Annotated in this window: 9 protein-coding genes, 2 tRNA genes and 5 rRNA genes (1 of these 16 only partly in view); 11 read left to right on the forward strand and 5 right to left on the reverse strand. The window is 60.2% G+C overall.

Going from position 1 to position 20,031, the window contains the following annotated elements:
• From ACA097_RS16810 to ACA097_RS16855, 10 genes are all read left to right on the forward strand, one after another.
• Positions 1 to 1,713, forward strand: a 23S ribosomal RNA gene (locus ACA097_RS16810) (it extends 1,178 nt beyond the left edge of the window).
• Between the two features lie 131 nt (positions 1,714 to 1,844).
• A 5S ribosomal RNA gene (gene rrf / locus ACA097_RS16815) occupies positions 1,845 to 1,960 on the forward strand.
• 367 nt (positions 1,961 to 2,327) lie between these two features.
• Positions 2,328 to 3,864: ribosomal RNA gene (locus ACA097_RS16820) — 16S ribosomal RNA — on the forward strand.
• 81 nt (positions 3,865 to 3,945) lie between these two features.
• Positions 3,946 to 4,022: transfer RNA gene (locus tag ACA097_RS16825), tRNA-Ile, on the forward strand.
• 15 nt (positions 4,023 to 4,037) lie between these two features.
• Positions 4,038 to 4,113, forward strand: a tRNA-Ala gene (locus ACA097_RS16830).
• 231 nt (positions 4,114 to 4,344) lie between these two features.
• Positions 4,345 to 7,235: ribosomal RNA gene (locus tag ACA097_RS16835) — 23S ribosomal RNA — on the forward strand.
• A 132-nt stretch (positions 7,236 to 7,367) separates the two neighbouring features.
• Positions 7,368 to 7,483: ribosomal RNA gene (rrf, locus tag ACA097_RS16840) — 5S ribosomal RNA — on the forward strand.
• The 16S, 23S and 5S rRNA genes sit together here with 2 tRNA genes alongside, the layout of an rRNA operon.
• Positions 7,484 to 7,825: 342 nt before the next feature.
• A complete protein-coding gene (locus ACA097_RS16845; RefSeq protein WP_371364633.1) occupies positions 7,826 to 8,482 on the forward strand; it encodes a paraquat-inducible protein A in 657 nt (218 codons plus the stop codon).
• Entirely contained in the window at positions 8,469 to 9,095 is a 627-nt protein-coding gene (locus tag ACA097_RS16850; protein ID WP_043255218.1) for a paraquat-inducible protein A, read from the forward strand. Before ACA097_RS16845 ends, ACA097_RS16850 begins: the two co-directional genes overlap by 14 nt.
• Positions 9,088 to 11,394: an intermembrane transport protein PqiB gene (locus tag ACA097_RS16855; protein WP_371364635.1), complete on the forward strand. Its 2,307-nt coding sequence runs from the start codon at positions 9,088 to 9,090 to the stop codon at positions 11,392 to 11,394. The genes ACA097_RS16850 and ACA097_RS16855 overlap by 8 nt, the downstream gene beginning before the upstream one ends.
• A 128-nt stretch (positions 11,395 to 11,522) precedes the next feature.
• Here the strand turns inward: ACA097_RS16855 and ACA097_RS16860 are convergent, their stop codons facing one another.
• The 5 genes from ACA097_RS16860 to mksB form a co-directional block, all read right to left on the reverse strand.
• On the reverse strand, positions 11,523 to 13,088 hold the full coding sequence (locus ACA097_RS16860) for an ABC transporter permease (protein ID WP_371364637.1): 1,566 nt from the start codon (positions 13,086 to 13,088) through the stop codon (positions 11,523 to 11,525).
• Positions 13,088 to 14,095 (reverse strand): iron ABC transporter substrate-binding protein, encoded by a 1,008-nt coding sequence (locus ACA097_RS16865; protein ID WP_043255213.1) that lies wholly within the window; start codon positions 14,093 to 14,095, stop codon positions 13,088 to 13,090. Before ACA097_RS16865 ends, ACA097_RS16860 begins: the two co-directional genes overlap by 1 nt.
• Positions 14,096 to 14,242: 147 nt before the next feature.
• A complete protein-coding gene (gene mksF, locus ACA097_RS16870) occupies positions 14,243 to 17,080 on the reverse strand; it encodes an Mks condensin complex protein MksF (RefSeq protein ID WP_371364640.1) in 2,838 nt (945 codons plus the stop codon).
• Positions 17,077 to 17,811, reverse strand: a complete 735-nt coding sequence (gene mksE / locus ACA097_RS16875; RefSeq protein WP_371364642.1) for an Mks condensin complex protein MksE — start codon at positions 17,809 to 17,811, stop codon at positions 17,077 to 17,079. The genes mksF and mksE overlap by 4 nt, the downstream gene beginning before the upstream one ends.
• A complete protein-coding gene (gene mksB, locus ACA097_RS16880) occupies positions 17,801 to 19,078 on the reverse strand; it encodes an Mks condensin complex protein MksB (protein WP_371364644.1) in 1,278 nt (425 codons plus the stop codon). Before mksB ends, mksE begins: the two co-directional genes overlap by 11 nt.
• Before the next feature lie 201 nt (positions 19,079 to 19,279).
• On the opposite strand from mksB, the gene ACA097_RS16885 reads away from it, so the two are divergent.
• Positions 19,280 to 19,885: a hypothetical protein gene (locus ACA097_RS16885; protein ID WP_371364646.1), complete on the forward strand. Its 606-nt coding sequence runs from the start codon at positions 19,280 to 19,282 to the stop codon at positions 19,883 to 19,885.
• Positions 19,886 to 20,031 lie beyond the last annotated feature (146 nt).

Below are 20,031 nucleotides of genomic sequence, written 5' to 3' on the forward strand. Positions count from 1 at the left end.
GGAGCGTTCTGTAAGCCTGTGAAGGTGAGTTGAGAAGCTTGCTGGAGGTATCAGAAGTGCGAATGCTGACATGAGTAACGACAATGGGAGTGAAAAACTCCCACGCCGAAAGACCAAGGGTTCCTGCGCAACGTTAATCGACGCAGGGTTAGTCGGTCCCTAAGGCGAGGCTGAAGAGCGTAGTCGATGGGAAACAGGTTAATATTCCTGTACTTCTAGTTACTGCGATGGAGGGACGGAGAAGGCTAGGCCAGCTTGGCGTTGGTTGTCCAAGTTTAAGGTGGTAGGCAGAGATCTTAGGTAAATCCGGGATCTTAATGCCGAGAGCTGATGACGAGCGTTCTTTTAGAACGTGAAGTGGTTGATGCCATGCTTCCAGGAAAAGCTTCTAAGCTTCAGGTAACTAGGAACCGTACCCCAAACCGACACAGGTGGTTGGGTAGAGAATACCAAGGCGCTTGAGAGAACTCGGGTGAAGGAACTAGGCAAAATGGCACCGTAACTTCGGGAGAAGGTGCGCCGGTGAGGGTGAAGTATTTACTACGTAAGCCCATGCCGGTCGAAGATACCAGGCCGCTGCGACTGTTTATTAAAAACACAGCACTCTGCAAACACGAAAGTGGACGTATAGGGTGTGACGCCTGCCCGGTGCCGGAAGGTTAATTGATGGGGTTAGCGAAAGCGAAGCTCTTGATCGAAGCCCCGGTAAACGGCGGCCGTAACTATAACGGTCCTAAGGTAGCGAAATTCCTTGTCGGGTAAGTTCCGACCTGCACGAATGGCGTAACGATGGCGGCGCTGTCTCCACCCGAGACTCAGTGAAATTGAAATCGCTGTGAAGATGCAGTGTATCCGCGGCTAGACGGAAAGACCCCGTGAACCTTTACTGTAGCTTTGCACTGGACTTTGAGCCTGCTTGTGTAGGATAGGTGGGAGGCTTTGAAGCGTGGACGCCAGTTCGCGTGGAGCCATCCTTGAAATACCACCCTGGCATGCTTGAGGTTCTAACTCTGGTCCGTTATCCGGATCGAGGACAGTGTATGGTGGGCAGTTTGACTGGGGCGGTCTCCTCCTAAAGAGTAACGGAGGAGTACGAAGGTGCGCTCAGACCGGTCGGAAATCGGTCGTAGAGTATAAAGGCAAAAGCGCGCTTGACTGCGAGACAGACACGTCGAGCAGGTACGAAAGTAGGTCTTAGTGATCCGGTGGTTCTGTATGGAAGGGCCATCGCTCAACGGATAAAAGGTACTCCGGGGATAACAGGCTGATACCGCCCAAGAGTTCATATCGACGGCGGTGTTTGGCACCTCGATGTCGGCTCATCACATCCTGGGGCTGAAGCCGGTCCCAAGGGTATGGCTGTTCGCCATTTAAAGTGGTACGCGAGCTGGGTTTAGAACGTCGTGAGACAGTTCGGTCCCTATCTGCCGTGGACGTTTGAGATTTGAGAGGGGCTGCTCCTAGTACGAGAGGACCGGAGTGGACGAACCTCTGGTGTTCCGGTTGTCACGCCAGTGGCATTGCCGGGTAGCTATGTTCGGAATAGATAACCGCTGAAAGCATCTAAGCGGGAAACTAGCCTCAAGATGAGATCTCACTGGGAACTTGATTCCCCTAAAGGGCCGTCGAAGACTACGACGTTGATAGGTTGGGTGTGTAAGCGCTGTGAGGCGTTGAGCTAACCAATACTAATTGCCCGTGAGGCTTGACCATATAACACCCAAACAATTTGTGTGTTAGACGGTGAAGTCGACGAACCGAAAGTTCGTGAGAACCGCAAATACCTGTCACATACCCGAATCGGGATGAGCGTGTGCGCAAGCCACGAGCGTCCGAAAGAATTGCTTGACGACCATAGAGCGTTGGAACCACCTGATCCCATCCCGAACTCAGAAGTGAAACGATGCATCGCCGATGGTAGTGTGGAGTTTCTCCATGTGAGAGTAGGTCATCGTCAAGCACCTATCCCAAAGCCCCGGTCAGCTTCGCTGTCCGGGGCTTTGCCTATTAGCGTAAGCACATAGATTGTGCTTCCCGCTGACGAGAAGCGCTGCTGCTCGAAAGCGCAAGCGGTTGAGTAGAAAAGAGATTTTCGAAAAACAGCTTGACAGTAAGAAAGGCTGCTGTAGAATGTGCGGCCTCGGTTGAGACGAAAGACTTCGCCGAAACGCTCTTTAACAAGTTGAATCAAGCAATTCGTGTGGGTGCTTGTGAGTTAAGACTGGTGATCGCAAGATTATCAGCATCACAAGTAACACTCGTGAATTCGAGAGTTTTTTGCGATTGCTGAGCCAAGTTTAGGGTTTTCTCAAAACCCAATCAGTATTGAACTGAAGAGTTTGATCATGGCTCAGATTGAACGCTGGCGGCAGGCCTAACACATGCAAGTCGAGCGGATGAAGGGAGCTTGCTCTCTGATTCAGCGGCGGACGGGTGAGTAATGCCTAGGAATCTGCCTGGTAGTGGGGGACAACGTTTCGAAAGGAACGCTAATACCGCATACGTCCTACGGGAGAAAGTGGGGGATCTTCGGACCTCACGCTATCAGATGAGCCTAGGTCGGATTAGCTAGTAGGTGAGGTAACGGCTCACCTAGGCGACGATCCGTAACTGGTCTGAGAGGATGATCAGTCACACTGGAACTGAGACACGGTCCAGACTCCTACGGGAGGCAGCAGTGGGGAATATTGGACAATGGGCGAAAGCCTGATCCAGCCATGCCGCGTGTGTGAAGAAGGTCTTCGGATTGTAAAGCACTTTAAGTTGGGAGGAAGGGCAGTAAGTTAATACCTTGCTGTTTTGACGTTACCAACAGAATAAGCACCGGCTAACTTCGTGCCAGCAGCCGCGGTAATACGAAGGGTGCAAGCGTTAATCGGAATTACTGGGCGTAAAGCGCGCGTAGGTGGTTTGGTAAGATGGATGTGAAATCCCCGGGCTCAACCTGGGAACTGCATCCATAACTGCCTGACTAGAGTACGGTAGAGGGTGGTGGAATTTCCTGTGTAGCGGTGAAATGCGTAGATATAGGAAGGAACACCAGTGGCGAAGGCGACCACCTGGACTGATACTGACACTGAGGTGCGAAAGCGTGGGGAGCAAACAGGATTAGATACCCTGGTAGTCCACGCCGTAAACGATGTCGACTAGCCGTTGGAATCCTTGAGATTTTAGTGGCGCAGCTAACGCGATAAGTCGACCGCCTGGGGAGTACGGCCGCAAGGTTAAAACTCAAATGAATTGACGGGGGCCCGCACAAGCGGTGGAGCATGTGGTTTAATTCGAAGCAACGCGAAGAACCTTACCTGGCCTTGACATGTCCGGAATCTTGCAGAGATGCGAGAGTGCCTTCGGGAATCGGAACACAGGTGCTGCATGGCTGTCGTCAGCTCGTGTCGTGAGATGTTGGGTTAAGTCCCGTAACGAGCGCAACCCTTGTCCTTAGTTACCAGCACGTTATGGTGGGCACTCTAAGGAGACTGCCGGTGACAAACCGGAGGAAGGTGGGGATGACGTCAAGTCATCATGGCCCTTACGGCCAGGGCTACACACGTGCTACAATGGTCGGTACAGAGGGTTGCCAAGCCGCGAGGTGGAGCTAATCCCATAAAACCGATCGTAGTCCGGATCGCAGTCTGCAACTCGACTGCGTGAAGTCGGAATCGCTAGTAATCGTGAATCAGAATGTCACGGTGAATACGTTCCCGGGCCTTGTACACACCGCCCGTCACACCATGGGAGTGGGTTGCTCCAGAAGTAGCTAGTCTAACCGCAAGGGGGACGGTTACCACGGAGTGATTCATGACTGGGGTGAAGTCGTAACAAGGTAGCCGTAGGGGAACCTGCGGCTGGATCACCTCCTTAATCGAAGATCCCGGCTTTCTCATAAGCTCCCACACGAATTGCTTGATTCACTGGTAAAGCGACGGTTAGGCAACCCTATATGGGTCTGTAGCTCAGTCGGTTAGAGCGCACCCCTGATAAGGGTGAGGTCGGCAGTTCGAATCTGCCCAGACCCACCAATCGTTGGAAAAGAGGGGGCCATAGCTCAGCTGGGAGAGCGCCTGCTTTGCACGCAGGAGGTCAGGAGTTCGATCCTCCTTGGCTCCACCATCCACGTCGCGAAAGTTCAGACATGAATGTTCAGGGTAATGGAACATTGATGTCTGGTCTTTGTACCGGAACCGTTCTTTAAAAATTTGGGTATGTGATAGAAGTAGACTGAATAATCTCTTTCACTGGTGATTATTCAAGTCAAGGTAAAATTTGCGAGTTCAAGCGCGAATTTTCGGCGAATGTCGTCTTCACGTTCGAGACGTATAACCAGATTGCTTGGGGTTATATGGTCAAGTGAAGAAGCGCATACGGTGGATGCCTTGGCAGTCAGAGGCGATGAAAGACGTGGTAGCCTGCGATAAGCTTCGGGGAGTCGGCAAACAGACTTTGATCCGGAGATCTCTGAATGGGGGAACCCACCCAGCATAAGCTGGGTATCTTGCACTGAATACATAGGTGTAAGAGGCGAACCAGGGGAACTGAAACATCTAAGTACCCTGAGGAAAAGAAATCAACCGAGATTCCCTTAGTAGTGGCGAGCGAACGGGGACTAGCCCTTAAGCTTCTTTGAATCTAACAGAACGCTCTGGAAAGTGCGGCCATAGTGGGTGATAGCCCCGTATGTGAAAGGTTCTTGGAAGTGAAATCGAGTAGGACGGAGCACGAGAAACTTTGTCTGAATATGGGGGGACCATCCTCCAAGGCTAAATACTACTGACTGACCGATAGTGAACCAGTACCGTGAGGGAAAGGCGAAAAGAACCCCGGAGAGGGGAGTGAAATAGAACCTGAAACCGTATGCGTACAAGCAGTGGGAGCCTACTTTGTTAGGTGACTGCGTACCTTTTGTATAATGGGTCAGCGACTTATATTCAGTGGCGAGCTTAACCGAATAGGGAAGGCGTAGCGAAAGCGAGTCTTAATAGGGCGTTTAGTCGCTGGGTATAGACCCGAAACCGGGCGATCTATCCATGAGCAGGTTGAAGGTTAGGTAACACTGACTGGAGGACCGAACCCACTCCCGTTGAAAAGGTAGGGGATGACTTGTGGATCGGAGTGAAAGGCTAATCAAGCTCGGAGATAGCTGGTTCTCCTCGAAAGCTATTTAGGTAGCGCCTCACGTATCACTCCAGGGGGTAGAGCACTGTTTCGGCTAGGGGGTCATCCCGACTTACCAAACCGATGCAAACTCCGAATACCTGGAAGTGTCAGCGTGGGAGACACACGGCGGGTGCTAACGTCCGTCGTGAAAAGGGAAACAACCCAGACCGTCAGCTAAGGTCCCAAAGTTATGGTTAAGTGGTAAACGATGTGGGAAGGCTTAGACAGCTAGGAGGTTGGCTTAGAAGCAGCCACCCTTTAAAGAAAGCGTAATAGCTCACTAGTCGAGTCGGCCTGCGCGGAAGATGTAACGGGGCTCAAACCATACACCGAAGCTACGGGTGCATCGTAAGATGTGCGGTAGAGGAGCGTTCTGTAAGCCTGTGAAGGTGAGTTGAGAAGCTTGCTGGAGGTATCAGAAGTGCGAATGCTGACATGAGTAACGACAATGGGAGTGAAAAACTCCCACGCCGAAAGACCAAGGGTTCCTGCGCAACGTTAATCGACGCAGGGTTAGTCGGTCCCTAAGGCGAGGCTGAAGAGCGTAGTCGATGGGAAACAGGTTAATATTCCTGTACTTCTAGTTACTGCGATGGAGGGACGGAGAAGGCTAGGCCAGCTTGGCGTTGGTTGTCCAAGTTTAAGGTGGTAGGCAGAGATCTTAGGTAAATCCGGGATCTTAATGCCGAGAGCTGATGACGAGCGTTCTTTTAGAACGTGAAGTGGTTGATGCCATGCTTCCAGGAAAAGCTTCTAAGCTTCAGGTAACTAGGAACCGTACCCCAAACCGACACAGGTGGTTGGGTAGAGAATACCAAGGCGCTTGAGAGAACTCGGGTGAAGGAACTAGGCAAAATGGCACCGTAACTTCGGGAGAAGGTGCGCCGGTGAGGGTGAAGTATTTACTACGTAAGCCCATGCCGGTCGAAGATACCAGGCCGCTGCGACTGTTTATTAAAAACACAGCACTCTGCAAACACGAAAGTGGACGTATAGGGTGTGACGCCTGCCCGGTGCCGGAAGGTTAATTGATGGGGTTAGCGAAAGCGAAGCTCTTGATCGAAGCCCCGGTAAACGGCGGCCGTAACTATAACGGTCCTAAGGTAGCGAAATTCCTTGTCGGGTAAGTTCCGACCTGCACGAATGGCGTAACGATGGCGGCGCTGTCTCCACCCGAGACTCAGTGAAATTGAAATCGCTGTGAAGATGCAGTGTATCCGCGGCTAGACGGAAAGACCCCGTGAACCTTTACTGTAGCTTTGCACTGGACTTTGAGCCTGCTTGTGTAGGATAGGTGGGAGGCTTTGAAGCGTGGACGCCAGTTCGCGTGGAGCCATCCTTGAAATACCACCCTGGCATGCTTGAGGTTCTAACTCTGGTCCGTTATCCGGATCGAGGACAGTGTATGGTGGGCAGTTTGACTGGGGCGGTCTCCTCCTAAAGAGTAACGGAGGAGTACGAAGGTGCGCTCAGACCGGTCGGAAATCGGTCGTAGAGTATAAAGGCAAAAGCGCGCTTGACTGCGAGACAGACACGTCGAGCAGGTACGAAAGTAGGTCTTAGTGATCCGGTGGTTCTGTATGGAAGGGCCATCGCTCAACGGATAAAAGGTACTCCGGGGATAACAGGCTGATACCGCCCAAGAGTTCATATCGACGGCGGTGTTTGGCACCTCGATGTCGGCTCATCACATCCTGGGGCTGAAGCCGGTCCCAAGGGTATGGCTGTTCGCCATTTAAAGTGGTACGCGAGCTGGGTTTAGAACGTCGTGAGACAGTTCGGTCCCTATCTGCCGTGGACGTTTGAGATTTGAGAGGGGCTGCTCCTAGTACGAGAGGACCGGAGTGGACGAACCTCTGGTGTTCCGGTTGTCACGCCAGTGGCATTGCCGGGTAGCTATGTTCGGAATAGATAACCGCTGAAAGCATCTAAGCGGGAAACTAGCCTCAAGATGAGATCTCACTGGGAACTTGATTCCCCTAAAGGGCCGTCGAAGACTACGACGTTGATAGGTTGGGTGTGTAAGCGCTGTGAGGCGTTGAGCTAACCAATACTAATTGCCCGTGAGGCTTGACCATATAACACCCAAACAATTTGTGTGTTAGACGGTGAAGTCGACGAACCGAAAGTTCGTGAGAACCGCAAATTACCTGTCACATACCCGAATCTGGATGAGCGTGTGCGTAAGCCACGAGCATCCGAAAGAATTGCTTGACGACCATAGAGCGTTGGAACCACCTGATCCCATCCCGAACTCAGAAGTGAAACGATGCATCGCCGATGGTAGTGTGGAGTTTCTCCATGTGAGAGTAGGTCATCGTCAAGCACCTATCCCAAAGCCCCTGATCAGCGAAAGCTGGTCGGGGGTTTTGCTTTTGCGCGCGGAAAAATATCCGGGCGGCGAAATGCGGCGAAGAGCCTGCTACGGCGCCAGCCCTGGGTCCTCAGGCGCGCGGCCGGCATGAGTGCCGCGAGCTCGGGATCCTCGATTTACCTTCCTTTCGTCTTGCTCGTCACGAATTACACATGCGCGCTGTGGCAGCTCTTATGCGAGACGCTTCTTTCAGATACTCGCTATGCCATTTCTGCCTTTTTCGAGGTGTCTGGAGCGGCGCCTTGCACTAGGCCAGTCGTCTACAATAGCGACAAATCGACGCCGAGCTTTTTCATGTCCGAGACTGATAGCCGCTCTCTACAGAACCTTCCCCTGGACCAACTTATCGCCTGCCATGAGTGTGATCTGCTGATGCGGCGTGAGCCCGTCCCCCTAGGGCAGCGTTCGGTATGCCCACGCTGTGGATATGAACTGGAGATTCATCGCCCGTACATGGTCAGACGAGCGCTGGCATTGGTTGTGACGGCATTGCTGCTCTACGTTCCCGCCAACTTCCTGCCGATCATGAACATCACAATCCTTGGGCAGACTGGGGTCGATACGGTCTGGAGTGGAGTAAAAGGGCTGTACAGCTCCAACATGGAAGGGGTGGGAGTCCTCGTTTTCCTGTGCAGCATGGTAATTCCGCTCGCCAAGCTGCTGTTCCAGCTCTTCGTACTGATCACCCTGCGCTTCGATGTCGCTCGGGAGCAAGGCATGACGCTGTTCCGTTGGTATCAGCACCTGCGTGAGTGGGGAATGCTCGAGGTCTACCTGATGGGCATCCTGGTTTCCATCGTGAAGCTGGCTGGCATGGCCGAGTTGCATGTTGGTATTGGTCTTGCGTGCTTCGTGGCGCTGCTTTTCTCGCAGATATGGCTGGAGGTGACCATGTCGCGGCACCAGGTATGGGAAGCGCTGGCAGGGGAGTTCGACGATGCGAGCCATTGATGCCGGCATTCTGATTTGTGGCGAGTGCCATCAGCTCAATCGGCAACAGGATGAAGACGACGGCCACCAGCATTGCACGCGTTGCGGTTCGGTCCTGCACGCCCGGCGCCCCAACAGCCTCACGCGGACCTGGGCCCTGCTGCTCACCGCCGCGGTTCTCTACATCCCGGCCAACCTGCTGCCGATCATGACGGTGAACTTCCTCGGCAGCGGCATGCCGGCCACCATCATGGAAGGCGTCGTAGAGCTGATCAACGCGGACATGCTGCCGGTTGCCGCAGTGGTCTTCGTCGCGAGCATCCTCGTACCGACCTTCAAGCTCGTCGGCATCACTCTACTGCTTTACTCGATCCAGCGGCGGCAGCCGCTTTCAGCACGCCAGCGGATTGTGATGTACCGCTTCATCGAATGGATCGGTCGCTGGTCGATGCTCGACATCTTCGTCATCGCGATCCTGGTGACCATGGTGAACTTCGGCAATCTGGCCAGTATCGAGGCCAACCTCGGTGCGGCTGCTTTCGGCAGTGTGGTGGTGCTGACCATGCTGGCGGCGGTGACTTTCGATCCCCGACTGATCTGGGATAACACGGACGCGGAAAACGACGATGACTGATGAGCTCCCCAAGCCAAAGCTGCGCAAGACGACGAACTGGTCGGCAATCTGGATATTGCCCCTGATCGCCCTGGCGATTGGCGCCTGGCTCGGTTGGCGCGCCTACGATCAGGCCGGTGTGATGATCAACATCCAGTTCGAGAGCGGCGAAGGCCTCCAGCCGAACAAGACCGAGGTCATCTTCAAGGGCATCGCAGTCGGCAAGGTCGTCGACATGCACGTCAACAAGCCTGCGCTGGGCATCACCGCGACCGTGGAAATGCGCAAGGAGGCTTCCGAATACTTGAGCAAGCAGACCCGTTTCTGGCTGGTCAAGCCGCGGGTCTCCCTGGCTGGCGTCACAGGTCTGGAGACCCTGGTATCCGGCAACTACATCGCCATTGACCCGGTGAAGGGTGAGATGAGCCACGATTTCGTCGCGCTCAAGGAGCCGCCCCCGTTGTCCGACAGCCTGCCGGGCCTTCATCTGACGCTGAAAGCGGAGCGCCTTGGCTCGCTGGAGCAGGGAAGCCCCATCTACTACCGGCAGATCCAGGTTGGCCAGGTGAAGAGCTACCAGTTGGCCGCGGACCAGAAGACCATCGAGGTGAAGATCCACATCGAACCGGCCTACGCCAACCTGGTGCGCAAGCACACGCGCTTCTGGAACGCCAGTGGCATCACCCTTTCCGGGAGTCTCAGTGGCCTGAAGCTGCGTACCGAGTCGCTGGCCAGCATCGCCGCCGGTGGTATCGCCTTTTCCACGCCTGAAATCTATGCGGACAGTCCGCCGACCGATCCGAGCAAGCCGTTCCGCCTCTATGAGGACTACGATGCGGCCCAGACCGGCATTCCGGTGCACCTGAAAGTCACCGACATCAGCGGTCTGACCGCCGGTGACACGCCGGTTATGTACAACGGTGTGCAGGTGGGTACGGTCAAGACCGTCGACATGGACTCCGATTTCAACGGCGCCACTGCAACCCTGTCGATGGACCCGCGCACGGAAGATTTCCTCAACAGCAAGACCGAGTTCTGGATGGTCAAGCCGAGTATCTCGCTGGCGGGCATCACCGGGCTCGAGGCGCTGGTGAAGGGCAACTACATCGCGGTGCGCTTCGGCAAGGATGGCGAGCCGACCCGCGACTTCGCGATCCGTCCGAAGGCTCCGCCGCTCAATCTCGATGCGCCCGGCCTGCACCTGGTGCTGACCAGCGATCACCTGGGGTCGCTGGACGTGGGCACGCCCATCCTCTACCGGCAGATGAAGGTCGGTACCGTGCAGAGCTACCAGCTCTCCCGTGATCGCCAGCGGGTGGTGGTTGGCGTGCACATCGAGCCGGAGTTTGCTGACCTGGTGAACACCTCGTCGCGCTTCTGGAACGTCAGCGGGGTGACCCTCAGCGGCGACCTCAACGGCATCAAGTTCAAGAGCGAGTCGCTGCAGACGCTGATCAGCGGCGGCATCTCCTTCGACACTCCCGATCCCAAGGCCGCGCCGCTCACCAAGGTACGGCGTTTCTACCTGTTCGACAGCGAGGACGACGCCAAGGCCAAGGGACAGTTCATCGAGTTGCGTACCGACAGCGCCGACGGACTGCGCGAAGGCACGGTGCTTCGCTACCGGGGCCTGGATGTTGGCCGTGTCGAGCAGGTCGACCTCAACCGCGACCTTTCCGGCGTGGTGCTCAAGGCTCGCATAACGCGCGCTCAAGACAGCATCGCTCGCGAAGGCAGCCGCTTCTGGGTGGTGAAGGCGCAATTGGGCCTGTCTGGAGCGGAGAACCTGGGCACCCTGGTCAGCGGCCCGTACATCGAGGTGATGCCGCGCGAGAAGGCCGGTGCGGTGCAGACCCGTTTCCCGCTGCTGGACCAGGAGCCCAACCGCCTGCTCGAAGCCGACGGCCTGCGCCTGACCCTGAGCGCCGCGCGCCGGGGTTCGCTGAAGCCTGGCGTGCCCGTGACCTACCGGGAAGTGCAGGTGGGCAAGGTGACTTCCTTCGAGCTGGGCGAGACCGCTGACCGCGTACTTATCCACATCCTCATCGAGCCGCGCTATGCGCCGCTGGTGCGCACCGGCAGCCGCTTCTGGAACACCAGTGGGGTTGGCGTCGATGCCGGGTTGTTCAAGGGCGTGAAGGTGCGTACCGAGTCGTTCGAGACCATCCTCGCTGGCGGCGTTGCGTTCGCCACTCCGGACAACGCGCAGATGGGCACCGCGGCGAAGCCGGGGCAGACCTTTGCGCTGTTCGATGAGTATCAGGACGAGTGGCTGCAGTGGGCGCCGAAGATCCCGCTGGGCAAGGCGGTCGGGCAATAACGCTCGTCCCCGAGCCTAAAACGAAAACGCCCCGCCGGGAGACCGGCGGGGCGTTTTCTTTTGCAGCCTGTTTGTAGGAGCGAGCTTGATCGCGAATATTCCAGAGCGGTTCGCGAGCCAGCTCGCTCCTACGACGAAGCTCCGCTTCGCGCTGCGCGGGTGGTCAGCAGGTAGACCGGCACGCCGGAGATGAGGATCAGCAAGGCTGCATAGGGCGCAGCCGCTGCGTATTCCAGTGTGGAGGTATGTACCCAGACCGCGGTCGCCAGGGTGCTCAGTCCGGTAGGGCCGAGCACCAGCGTCGCGGTCAGCTCCTTCATGCTGTCGAGGAACACCAGGACGAACCCCGCGCCTATGGCCGGCGAGATGATCGGCAGGGTGATGCGCAGGAAGGCGCGCAACGGCGTTTGCCCGAGGGTGCGGGCGGCCTCTTCGAGTTGCGGCGAAGCCTTCTCCAGCGCCACGCGGATCGGCGCCTGGGCCAGCGGCAGGAACAGCAGGGCATAGGCGATCAGCAGCAGCGCATTGGTCTGGTAGATGGCCGGTACGTAGTGCAGGGCGAAATACACCAGCGACAGGGCGATCACCAGGCCCGGCAGTGCCTGCAGCAAGTAGGGTAGACGTTGCGCCCAGCGCGCCAGCGGACCGGGATAGCGCACCACCAAGAAGCTCACCGGCAGGGCCAGCAGGCAGCCGAGCAGTGCTCCACCGAACGACAGCGAGAGCGACGAGAACAGCGCCTGGCCGACCTCCAGCAGAGGGAAGGCCGCCGAGGTGCCGGTGAGCAGCCAATAGCCGAGCATCGCCATGGGAATGCCGGTGCCGACAACCACGAGCGCTGTGAGCAGCAACTGTACCGGCCATTTCCCAGCACCGAGGCGGATGCGCTCGGCCTGCCGGGCGCTGCCCTGGCCGGTACGCACGAGTCGGCCGCGACCACGCATGCGAAGCTCCAGCCATAGCAGCAGGAAGCACAGCGCGAGCAGCACTGAGGAGAGCATCGCCGCGGTGGCGTTGCTGAACTGCAGCTCGAACTCCTGGTAGATGGCCGTGGTGAAGGTCTGGAAGCGCAGGATCGACAGCGCGCCGAACTCCACCAGCATGTGCAGCGCTACCAGCAGGCTGGTGGCGGCCAGGGTGGGACGTAGCAGCGGCAGGGTGACCCGCCAGAACACCTGGCGACGCGATACGCCGAGCATGCGTGCACTCTCTTCCAGCGCTGGATCGAGGTTGCGCAAGGTGGCGGCCAACGGCAGGTAGACCAGCGGATACTTGGACATCGCCATGACCAGCACGGCGCCGCCCAGGCCTTCGTAGAGCGGGCTCAGCGAAACCCAGGTGAAGCTGCTGACGAAGGACGGGATGGCGAACGGCAGGCAGAGCAGCACGTTCCAGTAACGCCGGCCGGGCAGGTCGCTGCGTTCTACCAGCCAGGCGCAGGCGAGGCCCAGAAGGGCGCTGGCGAGCGTGACCAGCACCATCAGCTTCAGGGTGTTGCCGAACAGGCGGAACACGTAGGGCCGCCAGAGCAGGTGCCAGGCCGCCTGCCAGCCGGTGTCCCAGGCCTTGGCGGCGACGTAGCACAGCGGCAGGGCCGCCAGCAGGGCGAGCAGAAGGACCGGCGGCAGCAGCCAGAGCGGAGCCTTGCGCGCCTGGCTGCCGCGAGCCTGAAGCGGTGGTGAGGCCGGGAGCATCAGTTCAGGCCGACGTCGCGTTCGAGGTCGAGGGCGTCGTTGGCTTCACCCATGTCGGCCGGGGTCAGCTTGGGCGCCTGCAGTTCGGCGAACGGCTTGAGCGCCGGGTCCGGTTGCATGCCCTTGCGCAGCGGGTATTCGGCCGACTGGCTGAGGATGGCCTTCTGGCCCTCTTCGCTGAGCATGAAGGCAACGAACTGCTGGGCTTCCTTGGGATGCTGGCTGGACTTGAGGACGGCGGCGCCGGAAACGGTGACAAGGGCGCCCGGGTCCTGGTTGCCGAAGAAGTACAGGCGCGACTTCAGCTCGCCCTTCTCTTTCTTCAGGGTGTACCAGTAGTAGTTGTTGATCAGCGCCATATCGACCTCACCGTTCTCCACGGCTTTCATGGCGGTTACGTTGTTGGTGTAGATCGAGCCGAAGGCCTTCAGGCCGGTGAGCCACTCTTCGGCGGCGTCCTGGCCCTTGAGCTTGATTACCGCGGAAACCTGTTCGAGGAATGCGCCACTGGTGGGGACGAAGCCGAAGCGCCCGGACCATTGGCCGTCGGCCAGGTCCATCAGGCTCTTGGGCAGGTCCTTCTCGGCGATCTTCGCCGGGTTGTAGGCGAGCACGCGAGCACGGGCGGTGATACCGACCCAGTCACTGCGGGCGCCAGCGTTTTCAGCTTCCACCTGGGCCAGGGTCTGCGGATCGAGCGGGGCGAGCAGGCCGGCCCCGGACAGGCGCACCAGCGGCGGCGACTCCTCGGTGTAGATGACGTCGGCCGGCGAGCGCGCCCCTTCTTCGGTGATCTGGCTGGCCAGTTGGCCGTCGCCACCCTTGCGGATTTTTACCTGGATGCCGGTCTTCTCGGTGAAGGCCTTGGCGATGGCCACGCCGGTGGCGGCGTGCTGGCCGTTGTACAGGGTGAGGGTAACCGGATCGGCGATTGCATTCAGCGACAGACCGCCGAGCAAACCGGCCAGGACAGCGCGCTTGAAGCCCGCGAGCAGACGAACAGACATGGTAACTCCCGTGCTTTCGCTAATGAGAATGCAAGCCATTATATGTAAGCGAGTCTGTCAGGCCAAACTCAATAGCTTGCTTAGCATCCACAAATCATCGGGAGAGGGCATTCCGCCGCCGGTTTTACACCGGCGGCGGAGGGTGGATCAGGCCGGCTCGGCGGCCTCTTCGGCCTCGGCGGCGGGGGCTTCGGCGGGACGTTCGCGGCGACGGATGAATTTCCAGTCGGCTTCGTCGATGTAGATGCCGTTGGGACCGCTGCCGCCTTCCAGGTCGATGGCCACCTGCGCCGACACCTGCGGCTTCACGCTCGCGAGGATCGGTACGAAGCCCAGCTGCAGGCTGGTTTCCAGCAGTGCGGCCTGGTTGCGTTCGTCGATGTCGGCGGCTTCGTCGAGGTAGTAGGGCAGGCGGATGCGCCCGGCCTGCTCGCGGTCCATCAGGTGCAGCAACAGGTACATGTTGGTCAGCGCCTTGATGGTCATGGTGGTGCCGTTGGAGGCGGCGCCGTCGATGTCGGTGTGGACGATCGGCTGGCCGCCGACCTTGGTGATCTCGAACGCCAGCTCGAACAGGTCCTTCAGGCCCAGCTGGTTGTTGTTCGCGGCCACCAGGCGCGACAGGTAGTCCTTGGCTTCCTCGTTCTTCGCATCCTGCTCGGCGCCCTGGGTCAGGTCGAACACCGAGAGGTTCTCGCCTTCCTCGTACTGGCCGGCGCTGTGGATGATCTGGTCGATGTGCTTGAGCGCTTCCTTGTTCGGCGCGAGGACGATGCGGAAGCTCTGCAGGTTCGACACCTGGCGGCGGTTGATCTCGCGGTTGAACAGCGCGAGCTGGTGCTCGAGGTTGTCGTAGTCGCTGCGGATGTTGCGCAGGGTCCGGGCGATGTCGGTGACCGCGGCACGGCGTGCCTTGGCCAGGGTCAGGGCCTCGTCGGTGCGGTGCGCGTAGGCGTTGATCAGCAGTTGCAGGCGACGCTCCGGATCGTCCTCGCTGTCGAACTTGGCCACGCCTTTGAGGCGCACCTGGGCGTACAGCGCCTCGATCTGGCCGTCGATGCGCTGCAGCGATTGCCAGGTGTCCTGATAGTCGTTGAGCAGCGGCAGCAGGTTGTCCAGCGAGTCGTCCACCGGCTCCATGAACGGCGTGCCGAAGGGCAGGTCGGCGGGCAGCAGCTGGCGGCGGCGCAGGGCGTCGTCGAGGGTGCGCTGCTTGGCTTCCAGGTCGGCCAGTTGGCGGCCCACCAGTTGCAGCTTGGCGGACAGCTGCTGGACGCGTTCGGTGAAGGCGTCGGCCGAGCGCTTGAGTTCGTCCTGGGTGGCTTCCAGCTGCGCAAGCTGTTCCAGCTTGACCGGTTCCTCAGCGCTCAGGGTTTCGCTGCGGCGGAAGTCTTCCAGGGCTTTCTGCGCGTCGAGCACGTCCTGGTAGAGCTTGTCTGCCTGTGCCTTGCTGGCGTTGCGGTCGGCGGCAACGCTCTGCTGGGTCTTGAGCTGCTTGAGCTCCTTCTCCAGGCGCTCCTTCTGGTCGCGCAGCGCGGCGCGGTCGGCCAGTGCCTGCAGGGCCGGCGGCTCGATGTGCGAGAGGTCGATGGACAGGCCGGGCACTTCGAAGCGCTCGCCCTTGAAGGCGTCGAGGATCTTCTCGACGCTGCCGACCCACTTGCCTTCTTCGTCGAGGTCGACGCCTTTCTCGCCCAGCGGCAGGCTGAACAGCGCACCGTTGAACAGGCGCATCAGGCGCTCGACGTCCTGCTGCGAGAACTCCTCGCGCAGGCGGGCGTAGCTGTTGTTATCGGCGTGTTCGAGCTGCTGGCGCACGCCTTTGACGCGCTTCTCCAGGTCACGCACGCGCTCGTCGAGGTCTTCGCTGGAGAACTGCCGGGAGTGCGCCAGGGCGCCGGCCAGTTCGTCGTGGGCGTCCTTGGCGGCGAGCAGTTGCTGCTCCAGCACCTTGGCGTCCTCGACCAGCGCAAAGCGGTTTTTCAGCACTGCCAGCTCGCCCATCCAGCGCTGCAGCTCGCTGATCTCGCGCTCCAGGCGCATCAGCTCGGCGGTGCCGCCGCGCTGTTCGTTCTGCAGGCCGTCCTGTTCGCGGCGGTAGTGCTCGGCCTGGATCACCAGCTCTTCCTTGCGCGCCCCGGCGTACTCCTCCCAGGTGCCCAGCAAGCTGTCGAGCAGCGGGGAGAGGCGATGCATCTTGCCGCGCAGCAGTTCGCGCTGTTGCACGCCGTTGGCGAGGGCCTCGACCAGCGGGCCGGCTGCCACCAGGGCCTGGTAGTCGCCCTCCATGCGGCGTACGTCGCGGAAGGCCTCTTCGCAGGCGGCGATGTAGTCGACGCTGCCCGAACGCAGGCTGTGCTCGAAGGCGTCGAGGAACAGCTGCTTGAGCTTGGCCGCGGTGATCTCGCGCATGTGCAGCAGGTTGATGAACAGTGCGCGGAAGGTCTTCAGGCTCTGCTCGCTGGTGGAGCGCAGCGGGATCAGCGTGAGGTCCAGCGGAATCGAGGTGTGGCCGCCGACGAGCAGGCGACGCAGCTCGTCGGGCTTGAGTTCGTAGGCCTTCAGGCCCGCGCGTTCGAGGCTGGCGTAGAGCTCGCGCAGGCGCAGGCAGGTGCCGTTCTTCTGGTAGTGGTCCAGGTCCAGCTCGCCCTGGTAGGCGAAGAACTGGTGGCCGAAGCCACCGCCCGGGCCGCGTCCGCCGACGCCGATGACGTGGCGGCCGTGAGGAAGTTCGAGCTCGATGAGGATGTAGCTGGTGTCGGTGGCGAAGTAGAACTTGCGCGAGGCTTCCAGGCTGTACTTGCCGAAGCTCATGTCCGACATGCGTGCCAGGATCGGGAACTGCAGGGCGTTGATCGACGCCGACTTGCCGAGGTTGTTGGCGCCGTACACCGACAGCGGCTGTTCCAGCGGGAAGATGCCGAGGCTGTAGCCGGCGGTGTTGAGCAGGGCGAAGCGGCGGATGCCGTAACGTTCTTCGGTCATGCCTGGGCCTCCATGTCGGCTTGTTCTTCGGCTATGGCGCGGGCGAGGGCGTCTGCCTCGCTTTCCTCTTCTTCAACGACCGGTGCGACGGCTGCCGGGGCTGGAGCCTCGTAAGGCTCGTCGAGGCTGACGATGGGCTCTTCCTCTTCCTCGGCCAGTGCCGGGGCGACGAAGGCCAGGTCGGCGGCGTGCATGCTGGCGGCCAGGTCGCGGTCCTGCTGCACCGACAGACAGACGTCGAGGAAGCGGTGGATCGGCGGCAGGAAGCGGTACACGCCGTTGTCCTCGGCGGCGAAGCCGAGCTGGGTCAGGCGGCGCATGACCTTCTCTTCGAGTTCTTCCTGGGTGGTCACCTCGGCCTGCAGGAACAGGTCGCGGTACTTCTCCAGCAGCGGCGGCAGCTCGTCGCGGCCGATGCTGCCGCCATCGAGCACGGCGAGCGGATCGCGGCCCTGGTCGGCGAGGTGCTCGACGAGGATGAAGGTGAACAGCGCCAGGCGCTGGGCGGTCTTGTTGACCTGGGCGCCGATCTGCTCGGGGACGAAGTAGTAGAAGCCGCGCGTGTCGCAGACAAGTTCGAAGCCGAGCGAGCGGAACAGCGTGCGGTACTGGTCCTGCTGGTTGGACAGCTGGCTGTACAGCTCGGGGTCGCGGCGGCTGATGTGGAAGCCCTTGAACAGCTCGCGGAAGATCGGCCCGAGCTGGGTCAGTTCGGTGAGATTAATTTGCATGGGGTTCGCTCGCTTGGTCGCCCTTGCCGGTCGGTGCGGCAAGCAGGGCGAAGGAGCACAGGCTGACGCTGTGCTGGGCGGTTTCGTAATCGCGGCGCTCCAGGCGCTCGCGCTGGAAGCGGCCATCGCGCGACAGGCGCGAGAACCAGTAGAGCAGCTCGTCGGTGGCGCCACCGGGCTCCTGGTCCAGCAGCCAGACCATCAGGTCCGGCAGCGGCAGGGCCGCCTGGCAGCGGTCGAGCATCTCGCGGGCGGTACGCGGCGCGCTGCGCGGGCCGTCGCCCTTGCGGTTGCCGCTGGCTTTCGGGAAGTGCGCCGGCTTGGGCTCGAAGCGCGCCAGGGCGAAGACGTAGCTCTCGACCTGCGAGGCGCTGCCGAGGAAGGTGCTCTGCGGCCGGGTGAACAGCGGCAGCGCGGCCTGCGGAACGGCTTCGATGCCCTTGCGGCGGATCACCGAGAGCGCCAGCGCGGCGCCGCGGGTGATCGCGTTGTGCCGGCGTGCTTCTTCGCGCAGCGGCAGCAGCAGTTCGCGGGCGCGGCGCAGGGTGAGCTGGGCGGTGGTCTGCATTTCCAGGATGCGCGCGTGGGTGCGCAGCAGTTGGTCGTCGTCAACCAACTGACCGAGACGGTGCTGTTCGCCCAGCAGGCGCAGCAGCACTTGCTCGACGCGGCGCACGCCCTGTTCGAAGGCGCCGTCGGCGGAGACCAGCTGGATCATCGGCTCGACGTATTCGTCCCAGGTCGCCAGGACTTCGGCGTAGCGCTGGCGCAGCGGAATCTGCCGGTCGCTGGTCTTGGCCCGCTCGGCCACGGCGATCAGCGCCTGTTCGTCGTTGGCGAGCTTCTTCAGTACGTCGCGCACGCGCATGTCGAGCAGGCGCAGCTGGCGCGCCAGGTCGTTGCCGTCGCGCACTTCGAAGGCGTCGCGGATATAGCCGGCCAGGCGTTCCAGGTGGCGCAGATAGGCCTCGATCTCCAGGCACAGGCCCAGGCGGTGCTCGTGGCGCAGGTAGGCGAGGAAGTCGTGGATCTGCGCGTTGAGCTCGAAGCGGTTGGGGCTCTTGGCCACCGGCACCAGGATGTCCAGGCGGATCCACTGGTCGAGTAGGGCGGTGATGTCCGCCGGGCTGCCTTCGGCGAGCTGCGCGGTGAGTTGCAGGCGCAGTTCCGCCAGGCTCAGGGTGCCGCTGTCGAAGCGCTCGCACAGCGGTTCGAGCAGGGCCCAGTGTTCGGCGAGGGCGCGCAATACGCGTCGGGGATCGATCATCGGGAAGCCGCAGGTAACGGATAAAGGGGGCGATTGTACTGCAAAGGTTTGCCCACGGCGGAAGGGGTGACGAAAAGCGGCAGTTTGCGACCGGAGGCAGGCGGAACGGGGCCGGAATGGCCCCGCATTTGTGATCCAAGTCACTGAATTTCCTGGCATGTTTTCTGCGATGGGAAGAGCAGTCACTCGCCAATTGCCGCCATGACCTACGACGCCGCCCTCGCCAAGGCCCGCTGGGCCGAACTGGAACGCCAGAACGATCTGGACTGGGATCTCGATGCCATCACCGACCGCAGCGAGGCCATCGCCTTCCTGCGCCGTTTCGAGAACCGCCTGTGCATCTACTCGTCGTACGTCGAGAAGCTCTACAGCAACTACAGCTTCGTGATTCCCGAGAGCCAGGAAGGCGGCATCACCATCCTTCCCGACGAGCAGGCCTGGTTCGACACCTTCCACGACATCCCCGCCGAGGCGGTCGAGCCCACCGGGATTCACATCCTGCCGGGTGAAACCATGGGCCATAGCGGCCTGTACATGAAGATTCCCGGCGAACACCGCCTGGCCGGCTCCGCCGAGATGCGCTTCCAGGACGGCCTGAAGCTGCTGATCCGCCGCTACCGCATGCGCGACGAGCCCTTCCTGCCGCTGCTGGTGAAGGGCGACCTGCGCGAATACGAGGCGCGCATGCCGTCGCTGCACCTGCACCGGCTGAACGTCGCCAAGCTGCAGTCGCAATCGCGGCTGAACATCGAAGGCGTCAAGGGCGCCATCGCCGAGCACCTGATCGGCCTGTTCCGCCACGCCTGACGGCGCGTTCCCGTCTTCGCCGTTACGCGGGTGTGACAATGGGTAACACCCGCTTTCGCCCCATCGGGCCGTTCTCGACTATGGGTTGGGCTGTGCTAGCCGGGGAATCCTGCATAGTGGGATCACGGCTCCGAGTCCCCGTGCGG

The sequence above is a fragment of the Pseudomonas sp. QL9 genome, assembly GCF_041409665.1.
In the GTDB taxonomy this organism is placed as follows: domain Bacteria; phylum Pseudomonadota; class Gammaproteobacteria; order Pseudomonadales; family Pseudomonadaceae; genus Pseudomonas; species Pseudomonas knackmussii.